This is a genomic window from Microbacterium sp. NPDC056736 (genome assembly GCF_042790415.1).
GTDB lineage: Bacteria > Actinomycetota > Actinomycetes > Actinomycetales > Microbacteriaceae > Microbacterium.
On the sequence record NZ_JBHTZE010000010.1, the window covers coordinates 68,760 to 89,159 of the forward strand.

Consider the following 20,400-nt stretch of genomic DNA (forward strand, 5'->3'; position numbering starts at 1 on the left):
GTCACCTGCCGCCGCGCGGGCGGGCGGCTCGTCTCGCCCTCACAGGGCCGGCGTGCTTCCGGTCAGCGCCGGCGGCAGCAGGCGCACGGCCGGCTTCGCGCCGTTCGCGAGGATCTCGCAGATCATGTCGGTCGCGGCGGCCCCGATGTCCTCGGCCGGCACGGCGATGCTGTCGGCGAGTCCCGCCACGGAACGGGCGACGTCCTCGGGGCAGAGGGCCACGACCGAGAGCTCGTCGCTGCGCCTGCGGCCGTGCTGCGCGATCGTGGCGGCGACGTGGGGGAGCGCGCCCTCGTTGTGCACGAAGAAGCCGGTGATATCGGGGTTCTCGTCCATCACCGCGTCGACCGTGGCCGCCGCCTCGGCCGTGCTCGGGCAGGCATGGACGGTCCCGGTCACGCCGTTCGCCTCGCACGCGGCCAGGAAGCCGCGCACGAGTCGGTCGGCATAGGACGTGTGCCGCGACATGACCTCGGGCGGCGAGCCGATCAGCGCGATGCGCCGGTGTCCCAGATCGACGAGCCGGTCGACGGCGAGCCATCCGGCGGCCTCGAAGTCGAAGTCGACGCAGGGGATCGCGCGGCGGCCCTCGGGAAGGCCGATGAGGACGCTCGGATGCCCCAGCCCCGACAGCGTCTCGATGCGCGGGTCGTCGGACTCGACATCCATCACCAGCAGGGCGTCGACCATCGACCCCTTCGCCGCCCGCTGCAGCGCCTTCGCGTCGTCGCTGGCCAGCAGCAGGATGTCGTACCCGTGCTTGCGCGCCTGCGTCACGACGCCGGTCACGATCTGCATCACCACGTGGACGTCGACGCCGGTGCGCAGCGGGGCCTGCAGGCCGATGACGTTGGTCGACCGCGACGCGAGCGACCGGGCACCCGCGTGCGGGCTGAATCCGAGGCTGTCGATCGCCTTCTCGACGCGCACGCGCGTCTCCTGCGAGATGGCGCGCTTGCCGCTCATCACGTAGGAGACGGTCGAGATCGACACGCCCGCCGCCTGTGCGACGTCCGCGATCGTCACCATGAGGTACCCAGCTCTCTCGCGTCGATCACCCTCGAGGTTCCGGGGGCGAGTTCGAACGTGTCGATCGGACCGTCGGGTCCGCTCACACTCATTGTCGTCGTTCGCGACCCCGCCTCGAACCGGGCGCGCACGAGGCGTCCGCCCGCCCACTCCAGGTCGACCGCCACATCGCCACGCGAGCGGATGCCGCGCACCGCCCCGTCCGGCCACGCCGGCGGGAGCGCGGGGAGCAGCTTCACCCGCACACGTGCGGGCGCCGGCGCGTCCTGCGCCACCCCGGGGCCGGGATCGCCCGCGGCGACCGGCTCGTGGAAGGACTGCACCAGCGCCTCGGCGATGGCCGCGGTCACCCCCAGGTTGCCGTCGATCTGATACGGCGGGTGGGCGCTGAGGAGGTTCGGGTACACGCCGCCGCGGTGCTCGTGCGAGTCCTCGTCGGCCGGTCGCAGCGCCAGGCGCAGCTGCGCGTGGACGGCCTCGCCGTCGCCGAGCCTGGCCTGCATGCCGGCCCGCCAGGCGAGCGCCCAGCCGGTCGACTCGGGGCCGCGCAGGCGGATCGACTCGGCCGCCGCGCGCGCGAGCTCAGGCGTCGCCTCCGGCGTGATCTGCGCGTACGGGAACAGCCCGACGAGGTGGGAGAGGTGACGGTGCAGCGGCTCGGCCTCGACGCGGTCGCGGTCCCATTCGAGCAGCTCGCCGCGCGCCGACACCTGCGGATCCGGCAGCGCGCCGGTGCGGGCCGTGAGCTCCTCCACCCAGGGCTCGGAGAGGCCGAGGACGCTCGCGGCGGCTCGGCACACCACGGCCAGCTCCCGCAGCAGTGCGACGTCCATCGTCGCGGTCGTCGCGACGCCGCGCTCGCGGCCGCCGTCGTCGAGGTAGTGGTTCTCGGGCGAGGTCGAGGGGCTCGTCCACGCGCGCTCGTCGTCGCCCTGGATCCACGACAGCGCGAAGGCCGCGGCGGAGGCCAGCACGGGCCACGCCTCGTCGCGCAGGTACGCGCGGTCGCCGCCGAAGGCGTAGTGCTCCCACAGGTGCAGCGCGAGCCACACGCCCCCGAGCGACCAGTTCGCCCACGCCGGGTCGCCGTGCCCGGCGCCGACCGGCGCGGCGTGCGCCCAGGCATCCGAATTGTGGTGCGCCACCCAGCCGTCGGCGCCGTAGAGCTCGCGGGCGACGACCGGGCCCGTCGTCTCGGAGAGCCGACGGACGAAGCGCAGCAGCGGCTCGTGGCACTGCGCGAGCCCGGTCGTCTCGGCCGGCCAGTACGCCATCTGCGTGTTGATGTTGAGGGTGTAGGCGCTCGACCACGGGCCGGGCAGCTCGGCGTTCCAGAGCCCCTGCAGCGTCACGGGGAGGCCGCCGGGCTGCGACGACGCGATCAGCAGGTAGCGCCCGTAGTGGAAGGTCAGCGCCGCGAGGGCCGGATCGTCGCGCTCCTGGGCGCGGTGGACGCGCTCCACCGTGTCGATCGCCTCGCCGTCCGCGGGGTCGGGGAGCTCGAGCAGGCAGCGCTCGTAGAGCGCGCGGTGGGCGGCGGCGTGCGTCTGCGCGCGGTCCGCTGCGGCGGCGACATCGGACAGGGTCGGGATGCCGTGCAGCAGCGCGGCGGCCCTCTCGAGCGCGTCGCCGGCGACGTCCGGATCGCCGGGCAGCGACGGGGCCGTCCCCGTGGCCACCGCGAACAGCAGCGTGGTCCCCGGCTCGGTGACCAGCGCGCCCTCGGCGACCGCGGACGGACCCAGGGCGCGCACGACGACGGCGCCGTGGCGCCCTGCCGCATCGTCGTACCGGATCGGCTCGGCGGGATCCTCGTGGCCGGGTGCGACGTCGACCGGGAACCACCAGTCGGTGGCGAGGTCGCCGTCGCGGTCCGCTGCGGCGGAACGGCTCCGCAGCAGCGATCCCACCGTGAGTCGTGCGCGCACGGGGGCGTCGGCGGTGATCTCGTGCATGAGGGCGCCGGTCACGAGATCGGCCCACGTGCGGTGGCGCACGGCGGCGTCGCCGATCCGGTACTCGTGCGTCGCGATGCCGGTCGCGAGGTCGAGCCGGCGCGTGAACGCGCCCGCCGGGGGTGCGGCATCCGCCTCCAGCACCTGGATGTCGATCCAGCCGAGCGGAAGGTACGCCTGCACCCACGGGGTCTGCATCCGCTGCAGCAGGCCTTCGGCGGCGTCGAGGTCACCGTGGTCGATCGCCGCGCGGACGTCGCCCAGCGCGTCGGCGCCGCGGGCGGTCGTACCCTCGAGCGGGTCGCGGTCGGCGTGGCCGGACCAGGCCGTGATGTCGTTCAGCCAGAGGCGATCGCCGCCCGCGAGGCCCGCGCACATGGCGCCGCGCACGCCGTTGCCGACGGGGTAGGCCTCGAGCCAGCGGGAGGCGGGGGCAGAGGCGCGCAGCACGTGGAGCGCTTCGGCGGCGGGCTGGTCGGTCGCATCATCGCGGCGCGTGGACATCGTCACAGTCCCTAGTATATGGTCTCGGTGTTGAAGCGCTTCGAAAGCCGGTGGCAGAGTCGTGGCGCTCAGACATCAGACCGCCGCTCCGACCGAAACTCAGCGAAGAGGTTCTTCCCGCCATGGCCCGCACCCCGCTCCCGCGCCGCGCCGACGCCTTGTCGCAGCTCACCGGCGATCTCGGCATCTGCTTCGGCGGCGACTACAACCCGGAGCAGTGGCCGCGCGAGGTGTGGCGCGAGGACGCCGAGCTGATGGTGCGCGCCGGGGTGAATCTCGTCACGGTGGGCGTCTTCAGCTGGGCCCGCCTGGAGCCGTCCCCGGGGGAACGGGACTTCGCCTGGCTCGACGAGGTGCTCGACATCCTCCACGCGCACGGCATCGCGGTGGACCTGGCGACCCCGACGGCGTCGCCGCCGCCATGGCTGGGCGTGCTCCACCCCGAAACGCTGCCGGTGAACCCCGACGGGGTGCGGCTCGTCGCGGGCTCCCGCAACCAGTTCACCCCTGCCTCGCGCGTCTACCGCGAGCACGCCCGGTCCATCGCGACCGCGCTGGCCGAGCGCTACGTCGCGCACCCGGCGGTGCGCATGTGGCACGTCGGGAACGAGTTCGGCCAGATCGACTTCGGAGATGAGGCGGCCCGCGAGTTCCGGCTCTGGCTGCGCGAGCGGTACGGCACCATCGACGCGCTCAACGACGCGTGGGGCACGCTGGTGTGGGCGCAGCGCTATCGCGACTTCGACGAGATCCTGCCGCCGCGGCGCATGCCGTACCTCGTCAACCCCGCGCAGTCGCTCGACTTCCGGCGCTACACGTCGTGGGCGCTGCAGCGCGTGTACGCCGAGCAGCGCGACGCCATCCGGGCCACCGGTGCCGAGCAGCCCATCACCACGAACTTCATGGGCTTCGAGCCGCTCACCGACCTGTGGGAGTGGGCGGACGAGGTCGACGTCGTCGCCGACGACCAGTACCCCGACCACGGTTCGGCCACAGCCTCCTCCGACATCGCCCTCGTGCAGGACCTCATGCGCTCCCTCGGCGCCGGAAGCCCCTGGGTGATGATGGAGCAGTCGGTGAGCGCGACGTCCTGGCGTGCGCACAACCTGCCCAAGACGGCGCAGCGCGCCCGCCTGGACTCGCTGCAGGCCGTCGCGCGCGGGGCCGACGCGATCTGCTTCTTCCAGTGGCGGCAGGCGCGCACCGGCGCCGAGCGCTTCCACTCCGCCCTCGTGCCGCACGCCGGCGCCGATACCGACGTCTTCCGGGGCGCGATCGCGCTCGGCGCCGACCTGCGCACGCTCCGGCCCGTCGTGGGCGGGCGGGTGGAGGCATCCGTCGCCGTCCTGTTCGACTGGCCTTCGTGGTGGGCGGCGGAGGAGCCGGCACGTCCCACCGAGCGCCTGCGCACGCTCGAGCAGGTGCAGCGCTGGCACCGGGCGCTGTGGCGCCGCGGGATCGCGGTCGACCTGGTGCGCCCGGGTGCGGACCTGTCGGCCTACCGCGTCGTGCTGGTGCCGCACTCCTACATCGTCGAGACGGACGCCGCCACCGCCCTGCGCCGGGCGGTCGAGGCGGGCGCGAGCCTCGTCGTCGGCCCCTTCTCCGGCGTCGCCGATGCGAACGCGGGGGTGCTCACCGGGCGGTCGCCCGTGCTCCTGCGCGACCTCGTCGGCGTGAGCGGCGAGGAGTGGGTCGGCCTGCCGGACGACCCCACCCCGCTCACCGCGGAGCCCCACTGGGACTCCGCACCCGCGACGCCGGAGGCCGGCGTGCTGGGCGAGCGGCTCCGCGCCGAGGGTGCCGACGTCCTGGCGCGCTTCGCCTCCGGCCACCTCACGGGGGCGCCCGCCGTCACGCGGCATCGCGTCGGCGCCGGCATCGCATGGTATCTCGGCGCCGTCGTCGCGGACGACACGCTCTCCGCCGTGCTCGACGACGCGCTCGACGCCGCCGACGTGACCGGCGTGCTTCCCGAGCGTGTGCTGCCGGACGGCGTCGAAGCCGTCCGCCGCGGGGCGGCTCTCTTCCTCCTCAACCACGGCGACCAGGCGCAGCACGTCACCGTGCCCGGCCGGCGCCGGGATCTCCTGACCGACGCGGACGTCGAGGGGCGGGTCGCACTGGCCCCCGGCGCCGCCATGGTGCTCATCGAAAGGCACGCAGAGTGAAGTTCACCGATGGCTATTGGCTCACCAGGCCCGGGCTCGCCCCGCTCTACGCGGTCGAGGTCGACGACATCCGCCACGACGAGGCGGCGGGGACCATGACCGTCTACGCGCCGACGGCCGTCATCCGCGACCGCGGCGACACGCTGAACCGGCCGATGCTCACGGTCACGTTCTCGGCCCCGGCCCCGGGCGTGGTCAAGGTGCGGCTCGAGCGGCACGCCGGCGCGGTGCACCGGGGTCCGGACTTCGAGGTGACAGGGCAAGACGGCTTCCGCCCCGAGGTCTCGATCGACGGCGAGGGCGGCATCCTCGACTCCGGCCCGCTGCGGGTGCGCGTGGTGAAGTCGGCGGGGCAGTGGCGGGTCGACTTCGAGAGCGACGGCCGCGTGCTCACCAGCTCGCTGCCGCGCTCGATCGGCCACTTCACCGACACGACGGGCACGTACTGCACCCCGGGCACGGCCGGCACCGCGGGGACGGCGGGCACGGCCGCCGGGGGAACCCAGCCCACGTGGGTGCACCAGCAGCTGACCATCGAGCCCGGCGAGCGCGTCTACGGGCTCGGCGAGCGGTTCGGCGCCTTCGTCAAGAACGGCCAGGTCGTCGACACCTGGAACGCCGACGGCGGCACCTCCAGCGAGCAGTCGTACAAGAACGTGCCGCTCTACCTCACGAGCCGCGGTTACGGCGTGTTCGTCGACAACCCCGCCAATGTCTCCTTCGAGGTCGCCAGCGAGGTCAACTCGCGCGTGCAGTTCTCGGTCGAGGGCGAGTCGCTGGAGTACTACGTGATCGCCGGCCCCGAGCCGAAGGACGTGCTGCGCCGCTACACCGCCCTCACCGGGCGTCCCGCCCGCGTGCCCGCGTGGTCGTTCGGGCTGTGGCTGACGACGTCGTTCACCGCCAGCTACGACGAGGACACCGTCAGCGCCTTCGTCGACGGCATGGCCGAGCGCGACATCCCGCTGTCGGTGTTCCACTACGACTGCTTCTGGATGCGCGAGTACCAGTGGACCGACTTCGAGTGGGACTCCCGCGCCTTCCACGATCCGGTCGGCCAGATCGCCCGCATGCACGAGCGGGGCGTCCACGTCTCGGTGTGGATCAACCCGTACATCGCGCAGCGCTCGGCGCTGTTCCGCGAGGCGGCCGACCAGGGCTACCTCCTCAAGCGCACCGACGGCAGCGTCTGGCAGTGGGACATGTGGCAGGCGGGCATGGCGCTCGTCGACTTCACGAACCCCGATGCCGCCCAGTGGTACGTCGGCAAGCTCCAGGGCCTGCTCGACCAGGGCGTCGACGCGTTCAAGACCGACTTCGGCGAGCGGATCCCCGTCGAGGGCGTCGCGTGGCACGACGGGTCGGACCCGCACCGCATGCACAACTACTACGCGAAGCTCTACAACGAGGTGGTGTTCCGCGCCCTCGAGCAGCACCGCGGCGTCGGCGACGCGGTCGTGTTCGCCCGCTCGGCGACCGCGGGCTCGCAGCAGTTCCCGGTGCACTGGGGCGGCGACAACGACTCCACCTTCCTCTCGATGGCCGAGTCGCTGCGCGGCGGGCTGTCGCTGGCGATGTCGGGCTTCGGATACTGGAGCCACGACATCGGCGGCTTCGAGGGGACGCCCGACCCCGGGCTGTTCAAGCGGTGGCTCGCGTTCGGCCTGCTGTCGTCGCACTCGCGCCTGCACGGCTCGTCGTCGGTCCGGGTGCCGTGGGCCTTCGACGACGAGGCCGTCGACGTCGCGCGGGAGTTCACCCGCCTGAAGATGAGCCTCATGCCCTATCTCGCCCGCGTCGCGGAGGAGGCGCACACCGACGGCACGCCGATGATGCGCCCGATGGTGCTGGAGTTCCCCGGCGACCGCACCGGCTTCGACGCCGACTGCCAGTACATGCTGGGCGACGCGCTGCTGGTGGCGCCGGTGCTCACCGCCGACGGATCGGTGGAGTACTACCTGCCCGACGGGGAGTGGACGTCGCTGCTCGACGGCTCGGTCGCCGACGGACGCCGGTGGGTGACCGAGTCGCACGGCTACGACTCGGTGCCGCTGCGGGTGCGGCCGGGGACGGTGCTGCCGATCGGCGCCGTCGAGGACCGCCCCGACTACGACTGGGCGGACGGCGTGACGCTGCGCTGCTTCCGGCTCCCCGACGGCTACGACGCCGTCACGACCGTGCCCGGGCACGATGGAGCACCGGCGACGACCTTCCGGGTCCGTCGCGAGGGCGCGGCGATCATCGCGTCGTCGGACGACGCGCGCGCGCCGTGGGCGCTGCAGACGGGCGACCGGATCGCCCGGACCGAGGCATCCGGCGAGCTCCGGATCGAGATCGAGGAGGACCAGCGATGACCGAGACGATGACGGATGATCTCGATACGGGCGCAGAGCGCCCACTCGATCCGGCGGCCGCGGCCCCGCGGCCTGCGGCGGACGCGGCCGGCGGACAGCCGCTGTTCCGGCAGGTCGACCAGCCCCTGGCGGCGCGGGCGCGCGACCTCCTGGATCGGCTGACGCCGGACGAGCGCCTCGCGATGCTGCATCAGGCGGCCCCCGCGATCGAGCGGCTCGGCGTGGCCGAGTGGCGCACGGGCTGCGAAGCGCTCCACGGCGCCGCGTGGCTCGGCCGGGCGACGGTGTTCCCCCAGTCGGTCGGACTCGCCGCGACATGGGACACCGACCTGGTCGAGCGGGTGGGGGAGGTGGCGGCGGTCGAGGTGCGCGCGAAGCGCGCCGAGAACCCGCTGGTGAGCCTCAACGTGTGGGCGCCCGTCGTCAACACGCTGCGCCACCCGGGGTGGGGGCGCAACGAGGAGGGCTACTCCGAGGACCCGCACGTGACCGCGGTCTTCGGCACGGCGTACTCCCGGGGCCTGCGCGGGAACCATCCGCGCGTGTGGCGCACCGTCCCGGCGCTCAAGCACTTCCTCGGCTACAGCAACGAGACGGACCGCTCGACGACGTCGTCCGAGATGTCGCTGCGCACCCTCCACGAGGAGGAGCTGCCCGCCTTCCGCGGCGCGATCGAGGCGGGCGCTGCGGGCGGCATGATGCTCGCCTACAACCGGGTGAACGGCGTCCCCGCGCACACGCAGCCCGAGCTGGTCGCCGAGGCGCGGTCCTGGGCGGACGAGTCGATCGCGGTGGTGTCGGATGCCGGGGCCCCGACCTTCCTCGTCACCACGCAGCGCGCGCAGCCCGACCACGTCCATGCCGCGGCCGCCCTCGTGCGCTCCGGGCTGGACTCGTTCACCGACAACGACGCGGACGCGGCGCCGACGATCGGTTACCTGCGCGACGCCATCGCCCAGGGCCTGCTCTCGACGGACGACATCGACCAGGCGGCGCTGCGCCTGCTGGAGCTGAGGATCCGCACCGGCGAGTTCGACGGCGACGCCGACCCCTATGGGGGCATCGGCGCCGACGCCATCGACGCGCCGGGTGCGCGCGAGCTGGCCCGGGAGGCGGTGGTGCGCTCGGTCGTCGTGCTGCGGAACGACGCCGGCGTCCTGCCGCTCTCCCGGGCCTCACGGGTCGCGGTGGTCGGCAACCTCGCCGACCTCGTGCTCACCGATTGGTACGCCGGCACGCCGCCGTACGCGGTCGGGATCGGCGCGGCGGCGACCGAGCGCTTCAGCGAGGCCGAGGTCGTCACGGGAGCCGACACGGTCGCGCTCCGCGCGGTCTCGACCGGCCGCTACGTCGTGACGAACGCAGAGGGATCGGTCGTCGAGGCGGCAGGCGCCGCCGCCGGCGCGGACGCGCTGTTCGACGTGACCGACTGGGGCGACGGCATCCTGACCCTCCGCTCCCACGCGAGCGGTCTGCTCCTCACCGGCGGGAAGTGGCCGACGCGGGCCGACGCGGCACGGGTGGGCGAGTGGGTCGTGCAGGAGAGCTTCCGCCGGCACGTCCACGCCGACGGGACGTGGTCGCTGCTGCACCTCGGATCGGGTCGCTGGGTGCGGGTGTTCCGCGACTCGGGCCTGCTCGCCGCCGAGGCGGTCACGCTCGAGCAGGCGGAGCGGTTCGGCGTGCGCGTCATCCGGTCCGGCGCGGAGGAGGTGGCCGAGGCGGCTGCGGCGGCGGACGCCGTCATCGTCGCCGTCGGCAACGACCCGCACCTCAACGGGCGCGAGACCGAGGACCGCCCCCACCTGCGACTGCCGGAGGCGTGGGCAGAGCTGTGGCGCGTCGCCCGCGAGGCGAACCCCCGCGCGGTGCTCACGATCGTCTCGAGCTACCCGTACGTGCTGGCCGGCGTCGATGCCGAGACCGTCGTGTGGTCGAGCCACGGTGGGCAGGAGCTCGGGCACGGGGTGATCGACGTGCTCTCGGGCGACCGCGAGCCGTCGGGCCGGCTGTCGCAGACCTGGCCCGCGACCGAGGCGCAGGCCGGTGACCTGTTCGACTACGACACGCTCCGGCAGGGGGCCACGTACCGGCATCAGGCCGAGGAGCCGACGTTCGCCTTCGGTCACGGCCTCACCTACACCGAGGTGGTCTACGAGCGCGTCGAGCTGTCGGATGCCGCGACCGCGGCGCCGCCGCCGACCCACCGGCATCCGTCCTTCGAGCCGCGGCCCGGCGAGGCCGCCGTCCGCGCCGTCGTGCGGGTGCGCAACGCGGGGGAGCGGGCTGCGGAGGAACTCGTGCAGCTCTACGCGCTCCCGGCCGATGACCTCGCCCTGGCGGCGCCGCGCCGGCTCCTCGTCGCCTACCGGCGCGTCGTCCTCTCCCCGGGTGAGGTGCGGGAGGTCGAGCTCTCGTTCTCGCCCGGGCGTCTGGCCGTATGGGACGACGCCGTGCGCCTGCCCGGCGCCGTCGACGACTGGCTCCATCAGGGTGCCCTTCGGGTGCAGCCGGGCTCGTACACGATCGCCGCCGGACCCTCGGCGTGGGATCTCCGGACAGATGCCTCACTCGAGATCGCCGACGGCGGCTAGAGCGCGGGCAGTCCTCGCCCCGGACCGCGGAAACACCGCCGGTCCGGGGCTTTTTCATGTCCGGACAAATTGGGGCTTGCGCTCGGAATACCCCTCACCATACGCTGGCCGAAGTTTCTTCGAGGGTTAGTTTTATCCTCGTTCCTGGTGTCGGCGTCGATGCCCGGCCCACCGCAGAGAGGCGGAGGATGTCTGTACTGGAAGCACGGCAAGAGAGCGCGCCGCCCACCCCGGCGTGGCCCGACGACACGCCGCCGCGCCGTCGCCGATCGTTCTGGCGGCACGTGAAGGACAGCAGGATGCTCCTGCTCATGTGCGTGCCGGCGGTGCTGTTCTTCCTCGTGTTCAGCTACGGCCCGCTGCCCGGCGTGTGGATCGCGTTCACGAACTTCAACTACACCGACGGCGTCTTCGGCAGCCCGTTCGTGGGGTTCCAGAACTTCGAGTTCCTCATCAAGTCCGGCCAGCTGTGGGTGCTCACCCGCAACACGATCCTGTACAACCTCGCGTTCATCGTGGTGGGCAACGTGCTCCAGATCGCCATCGCGATCATGTTCAACGAGGTGCGCCTGAAGTTCTTCAAGAAGATCACGCAGGGCGTGATGTTCCTGCCGTACTTCATCTCGGTGGTCCTGGTCGGCGTCATCGCCTTCAACCTGCTCAACTACGACACCGGTGCGCTCAACACGCTCATCGAGCAGACCGGCGGAGACCCGATCAAGATCTACAGCATGGCCGGCGCCTGGCCGCTCATCATCATCATCGTCTTCCTGTGGCAGAGCACCGGCTACGGATCGATCGTCTACTTCGCGGCGATCATGGGCATCGACAAGGGGCTCTTCGAGGCGGCGGCGATCGACGGCGCGTCGGCGTGGCAGCGCATCCGCTACGTGATTCTGCCGAGCCTGAAGCCGACCTTCATCATCCTCCTGCTGTTCTCGCTCGGCGGGATCATGCACGGCAACTTCGGGCTGTTCTGGAACCTCGTGGGCAACAACGCCGCCCTCTTCCAGACCACCGACATCATCGAGACCTCCGTCTACCGGATGGTCATGTCGCAGAACAACTTCACCACGTCCACCGCCGTCGGCCTGTATCAATCCCTGTTCGGCTTCGCCATCGTCCTGCTGGCGAACTGGATCGTCCGAAAGATGAACAAGGACTATGCCCTCTTCTGATCTGCTGCTGCCCTCGGTGACCGAGACGCTCACGACGGCCCCCGGCAAACGGCGCTGGTGGACGGCATCCAACCGCGCCCGGCCGGTCCGCCTCTCGCGCAGCGACTACGTGCTTCGCGGCATCTCGTACGTCTTCATCTCGCTGTTCTCGCTGTTCTGCCTGCTGCCCTTCGTGCTGATCCTGTCGGCGTCGCTCTCGAGCGAGGACGAGATCATGAAGACCGGGTTCGGGCTGCTGCCGAAGGGGTTCACCTTCACGGCGTACGAGTACATCTTCGCCGCCCCGCAGCAGGTGATCGGCTCGTACATCGTCACCGTCACGATGACGGTGACCGGTACCGCGGTCGGCCTCCTCATCATCGCGATGACGGGGTACGCGCTCTACCGGCAGGATTTCCGCTTCCGCAACCAGATCACGTTCTTCATCTACTTCACGACCCTGTTCTCGGCAGGACTCGCACCCACGTTCCTCTGGATCAGCCGCACGCTCGGCCTGCGCGGCAGCTACCTCGCCGTCTGGCTGCCGCTGCTGATGACGCCGTGGCTCATCATCCTGATGAAGAACTTCATGCGCACCGTCCCGTACGAGATCGTCGAGTCGGGCAAGGTCGACGGGGCGGGCGACTTCCGGATCTTCTGGCAGCTGTCGCTGCCGATGATGAAGCCCGCGCTCGCGACGGTCGGACTGTTCCTCGCCCTCGGCTACTGGAACGAGTGGTATCTCTCCTCGCTCTATCTCGGCAGCACCGTCGAGTTCAAACCGCTGCAGTACTACCTCTACAACGTGATCAACACGGCCAACGCTCTGCGCACCTCCGTCGCGGGCGCGAACGTCAGCATCGCCGAACTGCCCAGCAACACCCTCAAGATGGCGAGCGCGGTCATCGCGACGGGCCCGATCCTGCTCGCCTACCCCTACGTCCAGCGGTACTTCGTCAGCGGCATCACCGTCGGCGCCGTGAAGGGCTGAACTCCCCGCTGACGATCAGCGGTTCGCCCCCGTGCGGACCGCGACGAGGGATGCCGCCCACCGGCGCGGCATCCCGCACCCCCTCCAAGAAATGAGTCGAAGGAGCCTCACATGACACACCGCCTGATCAAGGGCGCGGCGGGACTCGCCGCCCTCGGCCTCGCCACGGCCGCGCTCGCCGGCTGCACAGCCGACAGCCAGGACGACCCCGACAAGCCCGCGGAGATCACCATGCTCGTGCTGGGCAACAAGCCCACCAACGGGCGGCTCGAGGCGATGCTCGAGAAGCTCAACGAGAACCTCGTCGAGCAGGCGAACGCCACGCTCGACCTCTTCTACGTCGAATGGGCCGACTGGCAGACGCAGTACAACCTGCAGCTGCTCTCGGGCGACGACAACGTCGACCTCATCACCACTGCGACCGACTGGCTCTTCGCGTGGGAGAACGCCGAGAAGGGCGCCTTCCTGCCGCTCACCGAGGAGATGCTCAAGGAGCACGCGCCCAAGACATGGGAGCAGGTCGACGCCGACGGCGACTGGGAGCTGACCAAGCTCGACGGCAGCATCTACTTCATCCCCGAGGACAACTACACCCAGTACACGAACCACGGCTTCTTCTACCGGGGCGACTGGGCCACCGAGGCCGGCTTCGCGGACGGCGAGATCACGCAGTTCGAGGACTTCACCACCTACTTCCAGTGGATCAAGGACAACAAGCCCGATGTCTACCCCTGGGACGTGGTCGGCGCGAACGAGTCGGCGCTGACCGGCTACCTCCAGGGCCACACCGACCTGCAGACCATCCAGCAGGTGACCGCGGGCAACTACTTCCCGTTCCAGACGTCGGAGTCCGACCCCACGAGCGTGACCTCCTGGTACACCGAGGGCGACGATCTGATCGAGGCCGCGGAGCTCGCGAAGGAGTGGAACGACATCGGCGTGTGGCGGGAGGACGCGCTCAACTACGACGGCGACACGCGCGAGTCGCTCTACGCCGGGCTGACGGGCGCCGACCAGCACCACACGCAGACGTTCGTGACGCAGATCGTCTACAACATGAACGAGAAGCAGCCCGGCTCCGACCCGCGGATGTTCTCGTGGGGCCAGGAGAACGGCAACTTCTTCAAGGACATCAAGACGCACGGGGCGATGGCGGTCAGCGCGAACTCGAAGCACCCCGAGAAGGCTCTCGAGGTCTACGATCTGCTCCGCAACGACGAGGAGAACTACGGCCTGCTCAACTTCGGCATCGAGGGCACCGACTACGTCATGACCGAGGACGGCAAGCTCGGGTACCCGGAGGGCTACGACCCGTCGACCGATTCGCTCGGCTCCAACTTCTGGGCCGGACGCATGGACGAGTTCGAGCCGGACAAGGTGACCGACGCGCCGAACAAGCAGGAGATCTACGACGAGCTCTCGGCGGTGGCCAAGGACTACCCGTACTCGACCTTCGTGGTCGACAAGACGCCGCTGGACTCGACGCTCGCAGCCGTCAGCGGAGTGCTGTCGGAGTACATCCCGCAGCTGCAGTACGGCAAGTTCGAGGACCCGGCCGCCGCGGTCGCCGAGATGCGGCAGAAGCTCGCCGACGTCGGGTTCGAGGACGCGCGCGCCGAACTGGAGCGCCAGGTCCAGGAATGGGCCGACGCGGGCGGCCTCGACTGATCGTCCTCGTCCCCCGTCCGGGGGGGGGCCCGCGCGCCCGCGGGCCCGCCCGGCCTCCCACACGATCGCTCTGCGAGGAAGGCAGAACACATGAGCAGCATCTTCGCGCCCGACTCGGCGCTGATGCGGTTCCTCACGCGGATCGCCGATCTGATGATCCTCAACGTCCTCTTCATCGTGACGTCGCTGCCGATCGTGACCCTCGGGGCGTCGCTGACGGCGCTCAACTTCGTCACGCTGCGCATCGCCTCCGACACCGACCGGACGATCGTGGGGGACTACCTTCGGTCGTTCCGGCAGAACTTCCGGCAGGCGACGCTCGCCGGACTCGTCGTCGCGGCGTTCGCCGCCGCGCTCGCCGCCTGGTATCTCGTGGCGACCGAGCTGGTCACCGCGCCCGTCGCGCAGTTCGCGCTGCTGGCGGTCTGGTACGCGCTCGCCTTCCTCGCCGCCATGGCCGCGCTGTACGTCTTCCCCTACCTGGCGAGCTTCGAGGGCACGCTGGGCGAGGTCCTGCGCAATGCGCGGCTGCTGTCGCTGCGGCATCCGCTCGCCCCGCTCGCGGTCCTCGTGCTGACCTTCCTCGCCGCTGTCGTCACGATCTTCTCGCCCCAGGCGACCGGCTACGGGCTGCTGTGGCTGCTCATCGGCTTCGCCGGCCTCGCCTACCTGGGGGCCCTGCTCTTCGCGCGCGTCTTCGCGCGCTACGCCCCGATGCCCGCCGCCCTCTCCCCGGAACAGGACTGACCCACCATGCGCACCCTCCCGCTCGAACGCTGGTCGTTCGCGCTCGCCGACGACCCCGGCGCCCGTGCCAAGCGCTACGACGACTCGGGGTGGCGTGCCGTGCGCGTCCCCCACGACTGGAGCGTCGAGCAGCCGTTCTCGGCAGCGCACTCCAGCGGCACCGGCTACCTGCCCGGCGGTGTCGGCTGGTACCGCGCCCATGTCTCGCTGCGCGAGCTCGCCGCCCAGGCCGACCAGCATGTGCGGCTGGCGTTCCACGGCGTGTACAAGAACGCCGACGTCTGGGTCAACGGCTACCACGTGGGCGGTCGACCCTCGGGCTACGCGCCGTTCTCCTTCGACCTGACCGAGATCCTCTCCTACGCGCCCGACGACGACCTCGTGGTGAGCGTGCGCGTCGACCACACCGACATCTCGGACTCCCGCTGGTACAACGGCTCGGGCATCACCCGAGGCGTCGAGCTGCAGGTGCACGAGCGGGTGCGGCTGCGCGAGCACGGCACGTCGGTGACGACGGTGTCGGCGGATGCCGCGACCGCGACGCTGCGCATCGGCCAGACGGTCTGCAACGACGGCGACGAGGCCGTGGCCGTGCGCGTGCTCCACGAGCTGCGCTCGCTGACGACGGATCGCGTCCACCGCTTCGGAGCCGAGGTGCAGGTGCCCGCCGGCGACGCCGCCGAGATCGCCCTCGAGGCCGTCGTCCCCGACCCGGAGCTGTGGTCCGACGACGACCCTGCGCTGCACCGGCTGACGACGACGCTGGAGTGGCGGTCGGACGGCGCGGAGCGCCGTGCGTCGTACGACCTGGTCACCGGCATCCGCACCTTCGCCTTCGACGCCGACCGCGGGTTCTCCGTCAACGGGCAGCCGCGGGTGCTGCGAGGGGTCTGCCTCCACGAGGACGCCGGATGCCTCGGCACCGCCGTGCCCGCCGCGGTCTGGGTGCGCCGGCTGCTGTCGCTCAAGCGGATGGGCTGCAACGCGGTGCGCATGGCCCACAACCCGCACGCGCCCGAGCTGTACGCGCTGTGCGACCTGCTGGGCTTCTACGTCGTCGACGAGGCGTTCGACGAGTGGGAGAACCCGAAGAACAAGTGGTGGCAGGGCCACAACGTCTATCCGCCGCGCCACGAGGGGTACGCGAAGGACTTCCTCGAGTGGCATGAGCGCGACCTCGTCGCGATGATCGAGGCGCACCGCCACCACCCGTCGGTCATCGCGTGGAGCATCGGCAACGAGGTCGACTACCCGAACGACCCCTACGCGAGCCCGCTTTTCGCCGAGATGACCGGCAACAACGACGCGAACAAGCCCGCCGCCGAGCGCCTGTACGACGCCAGCCGGCCCGACGTGCGGCGGCTCACCACGATCGCGCGGCGGCTGGCCGGCATCGTGCGGCGCACGGACCCGTCGCGTCCGGTGACACTCGCCGCCGCGTTCCCCGAGCTGTCGAGCCGCACGGGCCTCCTCGACGACCTGGACGTCGTCGGCTACAACTACAAGGAGCACCTCTACGAGGCCGATCACGCGCGGTTCCCTGACAAGCCGCTGCTGGGCAGCGAGAACGGGCACGGCTATGCGCAGTGGCTGCCGGTGACGCGTCACGACTTCGTCGCGGGCCAGTTCCTCTGGACCGGGATCGACTACCTCGGCGAGGCCCGCGGCTGGCCCGTGCGCGGCTCCGTTGCGGGGCTGCTGACGCTGGCCGGCCACGAGAAGCACACGTGGCACCTGCGGCGCAGCTGGTGGGCGGACGACCCGGTTGCCTACCTCGTCACCCGCCCTCACACCGGCGACGAGGAGCGCTCGTTCTGGACCCACCCGGTATCCCGGACGTGGGATGCCGCGGTCCCAGGCGAGCTCGAGGTGCTCGCGTTCGCGAACGGCGACGAGCTCTCGCTCTCGTGCGGCGGCGAGCGGATACCGCTCGAACGCGACGACGAGCACGGCTGGTGGGCGGCGGTGACCGATTGCCGGGACGAGCCGCTCGTGCTGGAGTCGTGGCGCGACGGCCGCGTCGTCGCACGGGACGAGCTGCGCGCGCGCGGCGAGGCCGTGGCGATCGCCGCCGCGGTCTGGGAGTCTCCCGCCGACGTCGCCGACGCGTGCCGGCGCGCCGGAATCGCGCTGGAGGGCATCGTCCAGATCGAATGCGTGCTCCGCGACGCCAACGGCGGCGTCGCCTGCGATGACAGGGTCATCGAGGTGGCGGTCGAAGGTGGGGAGCTCCTGGGCATCGAGAACGGCGACCTCGCTGACGACACCCCCTACGACAGCGCCGCGCGGCGCACGCTGGACGGCCGGCTGGTGGTGTTCGTGCGTGCTTCCGAGGGTGCTTCGGTCCGGCTCAGCAGCCCGGGCCTCGACGGCGCCCTGGTGGTGCAGGGGGCGTGACATACTGGCCAGATCCGAGTCGCAGCCCATCCGATCCGGGCGTTCCGGCGTCGGCGGCCGCCAGGGTGCAGAGGTGAGCATGGGGGTGCTTCGACGGACGTCGCGCGACATCCGGAGTGATTCGCGCCTCGACGTCCTCCACGCGGTGCTGTCGGCCGGTGAGACGACGCGCAACGAGCTCGCCCAGCTGACAGGGCTCAGCGCCGCCACGATCGCCACGGTCGTGGGCGAGCTGATGGCCGGGGGGTTCGTCGTCGAGACGAAGACCACCGCCGGCCGCATCGGCCGCCCCACCGCGACCCTCGCGATGAACGGCGCGCGCGGCCGCGTCATCGGCATCGACGTGGCCGAGACGTACATCCGCGCTGTCCTGTTCGACGCCGCGCTCGTCGAGATCGCCCACGCGCAGGTGGTGCGCGACGAGCACGTGCTCGACCCGGATTCGGTGGTCGAGGGGATCGGCACGGCGCTGGAGCGCGTCATCGCCGAGGCCGGCATCGCGCGCTCCGACGTGCTGGGCGTCGGCGTGTCGCTGCCCGGCCTCGTGCAGGGTCCCACGTCGGTGTCGGTCGTGGTGCCGAAATGGTCGTGGCATCAGCTGGAGTTCGACCGGCTCCGCGAGCGCGTGGGACTGCCGCTGGTGATCGACAACCCGCTGAAGGCGATGACGACGGCCGAGCTGTGGCTCGGTCGCGGCCGCTACAGCTCCAGCCTCGTGACGATCAACCTCGGCACCGGCGTCGGCGCGGGCATCGTGCTCGAGCGGCGCATCCTGCGCGGCGCGACGAACTCTGCGGGGGAGTGGGGGCATTCGCTGCTGGTGCTCGACGGCCGCCGGTGCCGCTGCGGGCGTCACGGCTGCGTGGAGGCCTACCTCGGTGTGCCCGGCATCCAGCAGACGCTCCGGGAGCTCGCGCCCGACCACGCCCTGGTGGGGCTCGACCAGAGCGACTTCATCGCCGCCCTCGCGCGCGCGGCCGACAGTGCCGATCCGGATCCCGCCGTGACCGAGACGATCGAGCGCACCGCGTACTACCTCGGCTCGGCGATCGCCGATCTCGTCGCGATCGTCAACCCCGAGGCCGTCGTGCTCACCGGCTGGACGGTCTGGGCGCTGGCCGACAAGCTCCTCCCCGCGACGGGGATGCACCTGCGCGAGCAGTCCCCGGGGTGGTCGGCCCGCGAGCTCGAGCTGGAGGTCTCGACCATCAGCCGCAACTCGGTCGCGACGGGCGTCGCCACCACCGCGCTCGAGCGATTCCTCGCGGACGCCGGACTGCTCACCAGCCGCGTCCCCATCGCCCTCTGAGCCACCCGAGCGGTGGGCCGCTCGCGGGGCGCCGTGCGAGATCGCCCGGCGATCGTCAGAGCGCGAACTCCTCCGCGAGGGCACGCGTCTGCCCGGGGGTCCAGATCCGGGCGCCGAACACGTGCCGATGGCGCAGGGCCAGCTCCTCGCCCGGCGCGAGCACGATGTGCTCGTCGAACGAGGGCGACGGTGCGACGATCGGGAACGGCTCGCTGCGCACGAACCAGCGGATGGCGGGGCCGCCCGTGGACGTGCCGGCGAACGCGAGCACCGTGCCGCCGCCGTCGACCTCGTCGTGCTCACCCGAGAAGGCGACCCATTCGGCCACGCGGCCCATCACGGCGTCGGCCCCGGCGTCGTCGGCGAGGCCCGCCGCCAGCACCCGGGCGCCCGTCCAGGCGCGCGGCATCCGGATCGCATAGCCGGTGTAGCCGGCGTTCGGCCGGCCCTGCGTCGTCGGGCTGCCGAACTCGAGGTCCTGGTCGGAGACGTTGCGCAGCGTCGTGGCGAAGTCGAGCGCCCAGATGCCCCGATCCTCGTCGAGGCTGTGGAAGCGATGCGTGCGCACCTCGCTGAGCCACTCGACGCCGGCCTGCGTGATCCAGGTCAGGTCCTCGCTGAAAGACGCCTCGGATCCGGCATCCCGTACCGACGTGAAGCCGTCGTGGCGGATGCGGCCGACGTTGTCGAGAAGGACGTAGTCGCCGTGCTCCGGTCGGTACGTGTTTCCTCCCCAGAAGTTCTGCCCCGACACGTGCGTCCACGTGAACTGCAGCCCCTTGTGCCAGCGGTGGTCCCACGGCCGGTACGCGGTCAGCGGTGCGCCGTCCAGCGCGCGCACGGGGTGGAAGAAGGGTTTCGGGCCTTCGGCCACGGGTCCGCCCGGGTCGAACGCATAGCGGGCGATGTCCACGCCTGCGGCAGTGACGGTCAGGGAGGTGTCATCCAGGCGGAGGAGGAAATCGGGCACGCCTCCATTGTGGCGCAGGATGACGGAAAACGCTTCCCCCGACTCGGCGGCCAGTGATTGTAGCGTTCGCGGACGCGGATGGGTAGGGGCATCCGCATTCTCACAGGAGGGTCGACAGTCGCTGTAGCGTCTTCGTCATCTCACACGAGACGCCGCAACCCCCCGCAGCGTCCACGAGAAAAGGAGAGAGATCAAATGCTCTGGACAATCCTCGGACTCATCCTCATCGGCCTCATCGCCGGTCTCATCGCTCGCGCCGTCATCCCCGGCAAGCAGAGCATCGGGATCCTCATGACGATCGTGCTCGGCATCGTCGGCTCGTTCGTCGGCGGCTTCCTCGGCTTCCTGATCTTCGGCGCCGACCCCAACGGCGGCTTCCTGCAGCCGTCGGGCATCATCGGCTCGATCATCGGCGCGATCATCGTCCTCGGCATCTACGTGGCCGTCACGCGCCGCCGCGGCGTCACGCGCTGACACCTGCTGCGACGGTCCGCCCGCGGGCGCACGTCCGAAGGCCCGCAGAACGCGCGAACCCCCATGCTCCGGCATGGGGG

The 20,400-nt window shown here is 71.3% G+C and carries 13 protein-coding genes; 10 read left to right on the forward strand and 3 right to left on the reverse strand.

From position 1 onward, the window contains the following. Positions 1 to 39: 39 nt before the first annotated feature. Positions 40 to 1,029 (reverse strand): LacI family DNA-binding transcriptional regulator, encoded by a 990-nt coding sequence (locus ACFRAL_RS16630; protein WP_336394569.1) that lies wholly within the window; start codon positions 1,027 to 1,029, stop codon positions 40 to 42. After that, positions 1,023 to 3,488, reverse strand: a complete 2,466-nt coding sequence (locus ACFRAL_RS16635; RefSeq protein WP_378885082.1) for a glycoside hydrolase N-terminal domain-containing protein — start codon at positions 3,486 to 3,488, stop codon at positions 1,023 to 1,025. The genes ACFRAL_RS16630 and ACFRAL_RS16635 overlap by 7 nt, the downstream gene beginning before the upstream one ends. A gap of 122 nt (positions 3,489 to 3,610) precedes the next feature. On the opposite strand from ACFRAL_RS16635, the gene ACFRAL_RS16640 reads away from it, so the two are divergent. The 9 genes from ACFRAL_RS16640 (at position 3,611) to ACFRAL_RS16680 (ending at position 18,876) form a co-directional block, all read left to right on the forward strand. Then, positions 3,611 to 5,659 (forward strand): beta-galactosidase, encoded by a 2,049-nt coding sequence (locus ACFRAL_RS16640; RefSeq protein WP_378885056.1) that lies wholly within the window; start codon positions 3,611 to 3,613, stop codon positions 5,657 to 5,659. Continuing rightward, on the forward strand, positions 5,656 to 8,013 hold the full coding sequence (yicI, locus tag ACFRAL_RS16645) for an alpha-xylosidase (protein ID WP_378885059.1): 2,358 nt from the start codon (positions 5,656 to 5,658) through the stop codon (positions 8,011 to 8,013). Before ACFRAL_RS16640 ends, yicI begins: the two co-directional genes overlap by 4 nt. Next, complete coding sequence (locus ACFRAL_RS16650) at positions 8,010 to 10,607, forward strand: glycoside hydrolase family 3 C-terminal domain-containing protein (RefSeq protein ID WP_378885062.1); 2,598 nt, start codon at positions 8,010 to 8,012, stop codon at positions 10,605 to 10,607. Before yicI ends, ACFRAL_RS16650 begins: the two co-directional genes overlap by 4 nt. Positions 10,608 to 10,906: 299 nt before the next feature. Beyond that, on the forward strand, positions 10,907 to 11,785 hold the full coding sequence (locus ACFRAL_RS16655; protein WP_336394573.1) for an ABC transporter permease subunit: 879 nt from the start codon (positions 10,907 to 10,909) through the stop codon (positions 11,783 to 11,785). Then, entirely contained in the window at positions 11,772 to 12,755 is a 984-nt protein-coding gene (locus tag ACFRAL_RS16660) for a carbohydrate ABC transporter permease (protein ID WP_378885066.1), read from the forward strand. The genes ACFRAL_RS16655 and ACFRAL_RS16660 overlap by 14 nt, the downstream gene beginning before the upstream one ends. Before the next feature lie 111 nt (positions 12,756 to 12,866). Continuing rightward, entirely contained in the window at positions 12,867 to 14,423 is a 1,557-nt protein-coding gene (locus ACFRAL_RS16665; protein WP_378885069.1) for an ABC transporter substrate-binding protein, read from the forward strand. 90 nt (positions 14,424 to 14,513) lie between these two features. Continuing rightward, positions 14,514 to 15,170 (forward strand): YesL family protein, encoded by a 657-nt coding sequence (locus ACFRAL_RS16670; RefSeq protein ID WP_378885072.1) that lies wholly within the window; start codon positions 14,514 to 14,516, stop codon positions 15,168 to 15,170. Positions 15,171 to 15,176: 6 nt separating this feature from the next. Further along, positions 15,177 to 17,567: a glycoside hydrolase family 2 TIM barrel-domain containing protein gene (locus ACFRAL_RS16675; protein WP_378885075.1), complete on the forward strand. Its 2,391-nt coding sequence runs from the start codon at positions 15,177 to 15,179 to the stop codon at positions 17,565 to 17,567. A gap of 79 nt (positions 17,568 to 17,646) precedes the next feature. Next, positions 17,647 to 18,876 (forward strand): ROK family transcriptional regulator, encoded by a 1,230-nt coding sequence (locus ACFRAL_RS16680; RefSeq protein WP_378885084.1) that lies wholly within the window; start codon positions 17,647 to 17,649, stop codon positions 18,874 to 18,876. 55 nt (positions 18,877 to 18,931) lie between these two features. Here ACFRAL_RS16680 and ACFRAL_RS16685 read toward each other — a convergent pair whose 3' ends face one another. Beyond that, complete coding sequence (locus ACFRAL_RS16685; protein WP_378885078.1) at positions 18,932 to 19,846, reverse strand: PmoA family protein; 915 nt, start codon at positions 19,844 to 19,846, stop codon at positions 18,932 to 18,934. Positions 19,847 to 20,041: 195 nt separating this feature from the next. Between ACFRAL_RS16685 and ACFRAL_RS16690 the strand changes: the two genes are divergently transcribed. Then, on the forward strand, positions 20,042 to 20,320 hold the full coding sequence (locus tag ACFRAL_RS16690) for a GlsB/YeaQ/YmgE family stress response membrane protein (protein WP_336394579.1): 279 nt from the start codon (positions 20,042 to 20,044) through the stop codon (positions 20,318 to 20,320). Positions 20,321 to 20,400 lie beyond the last annotated feature (80 nt).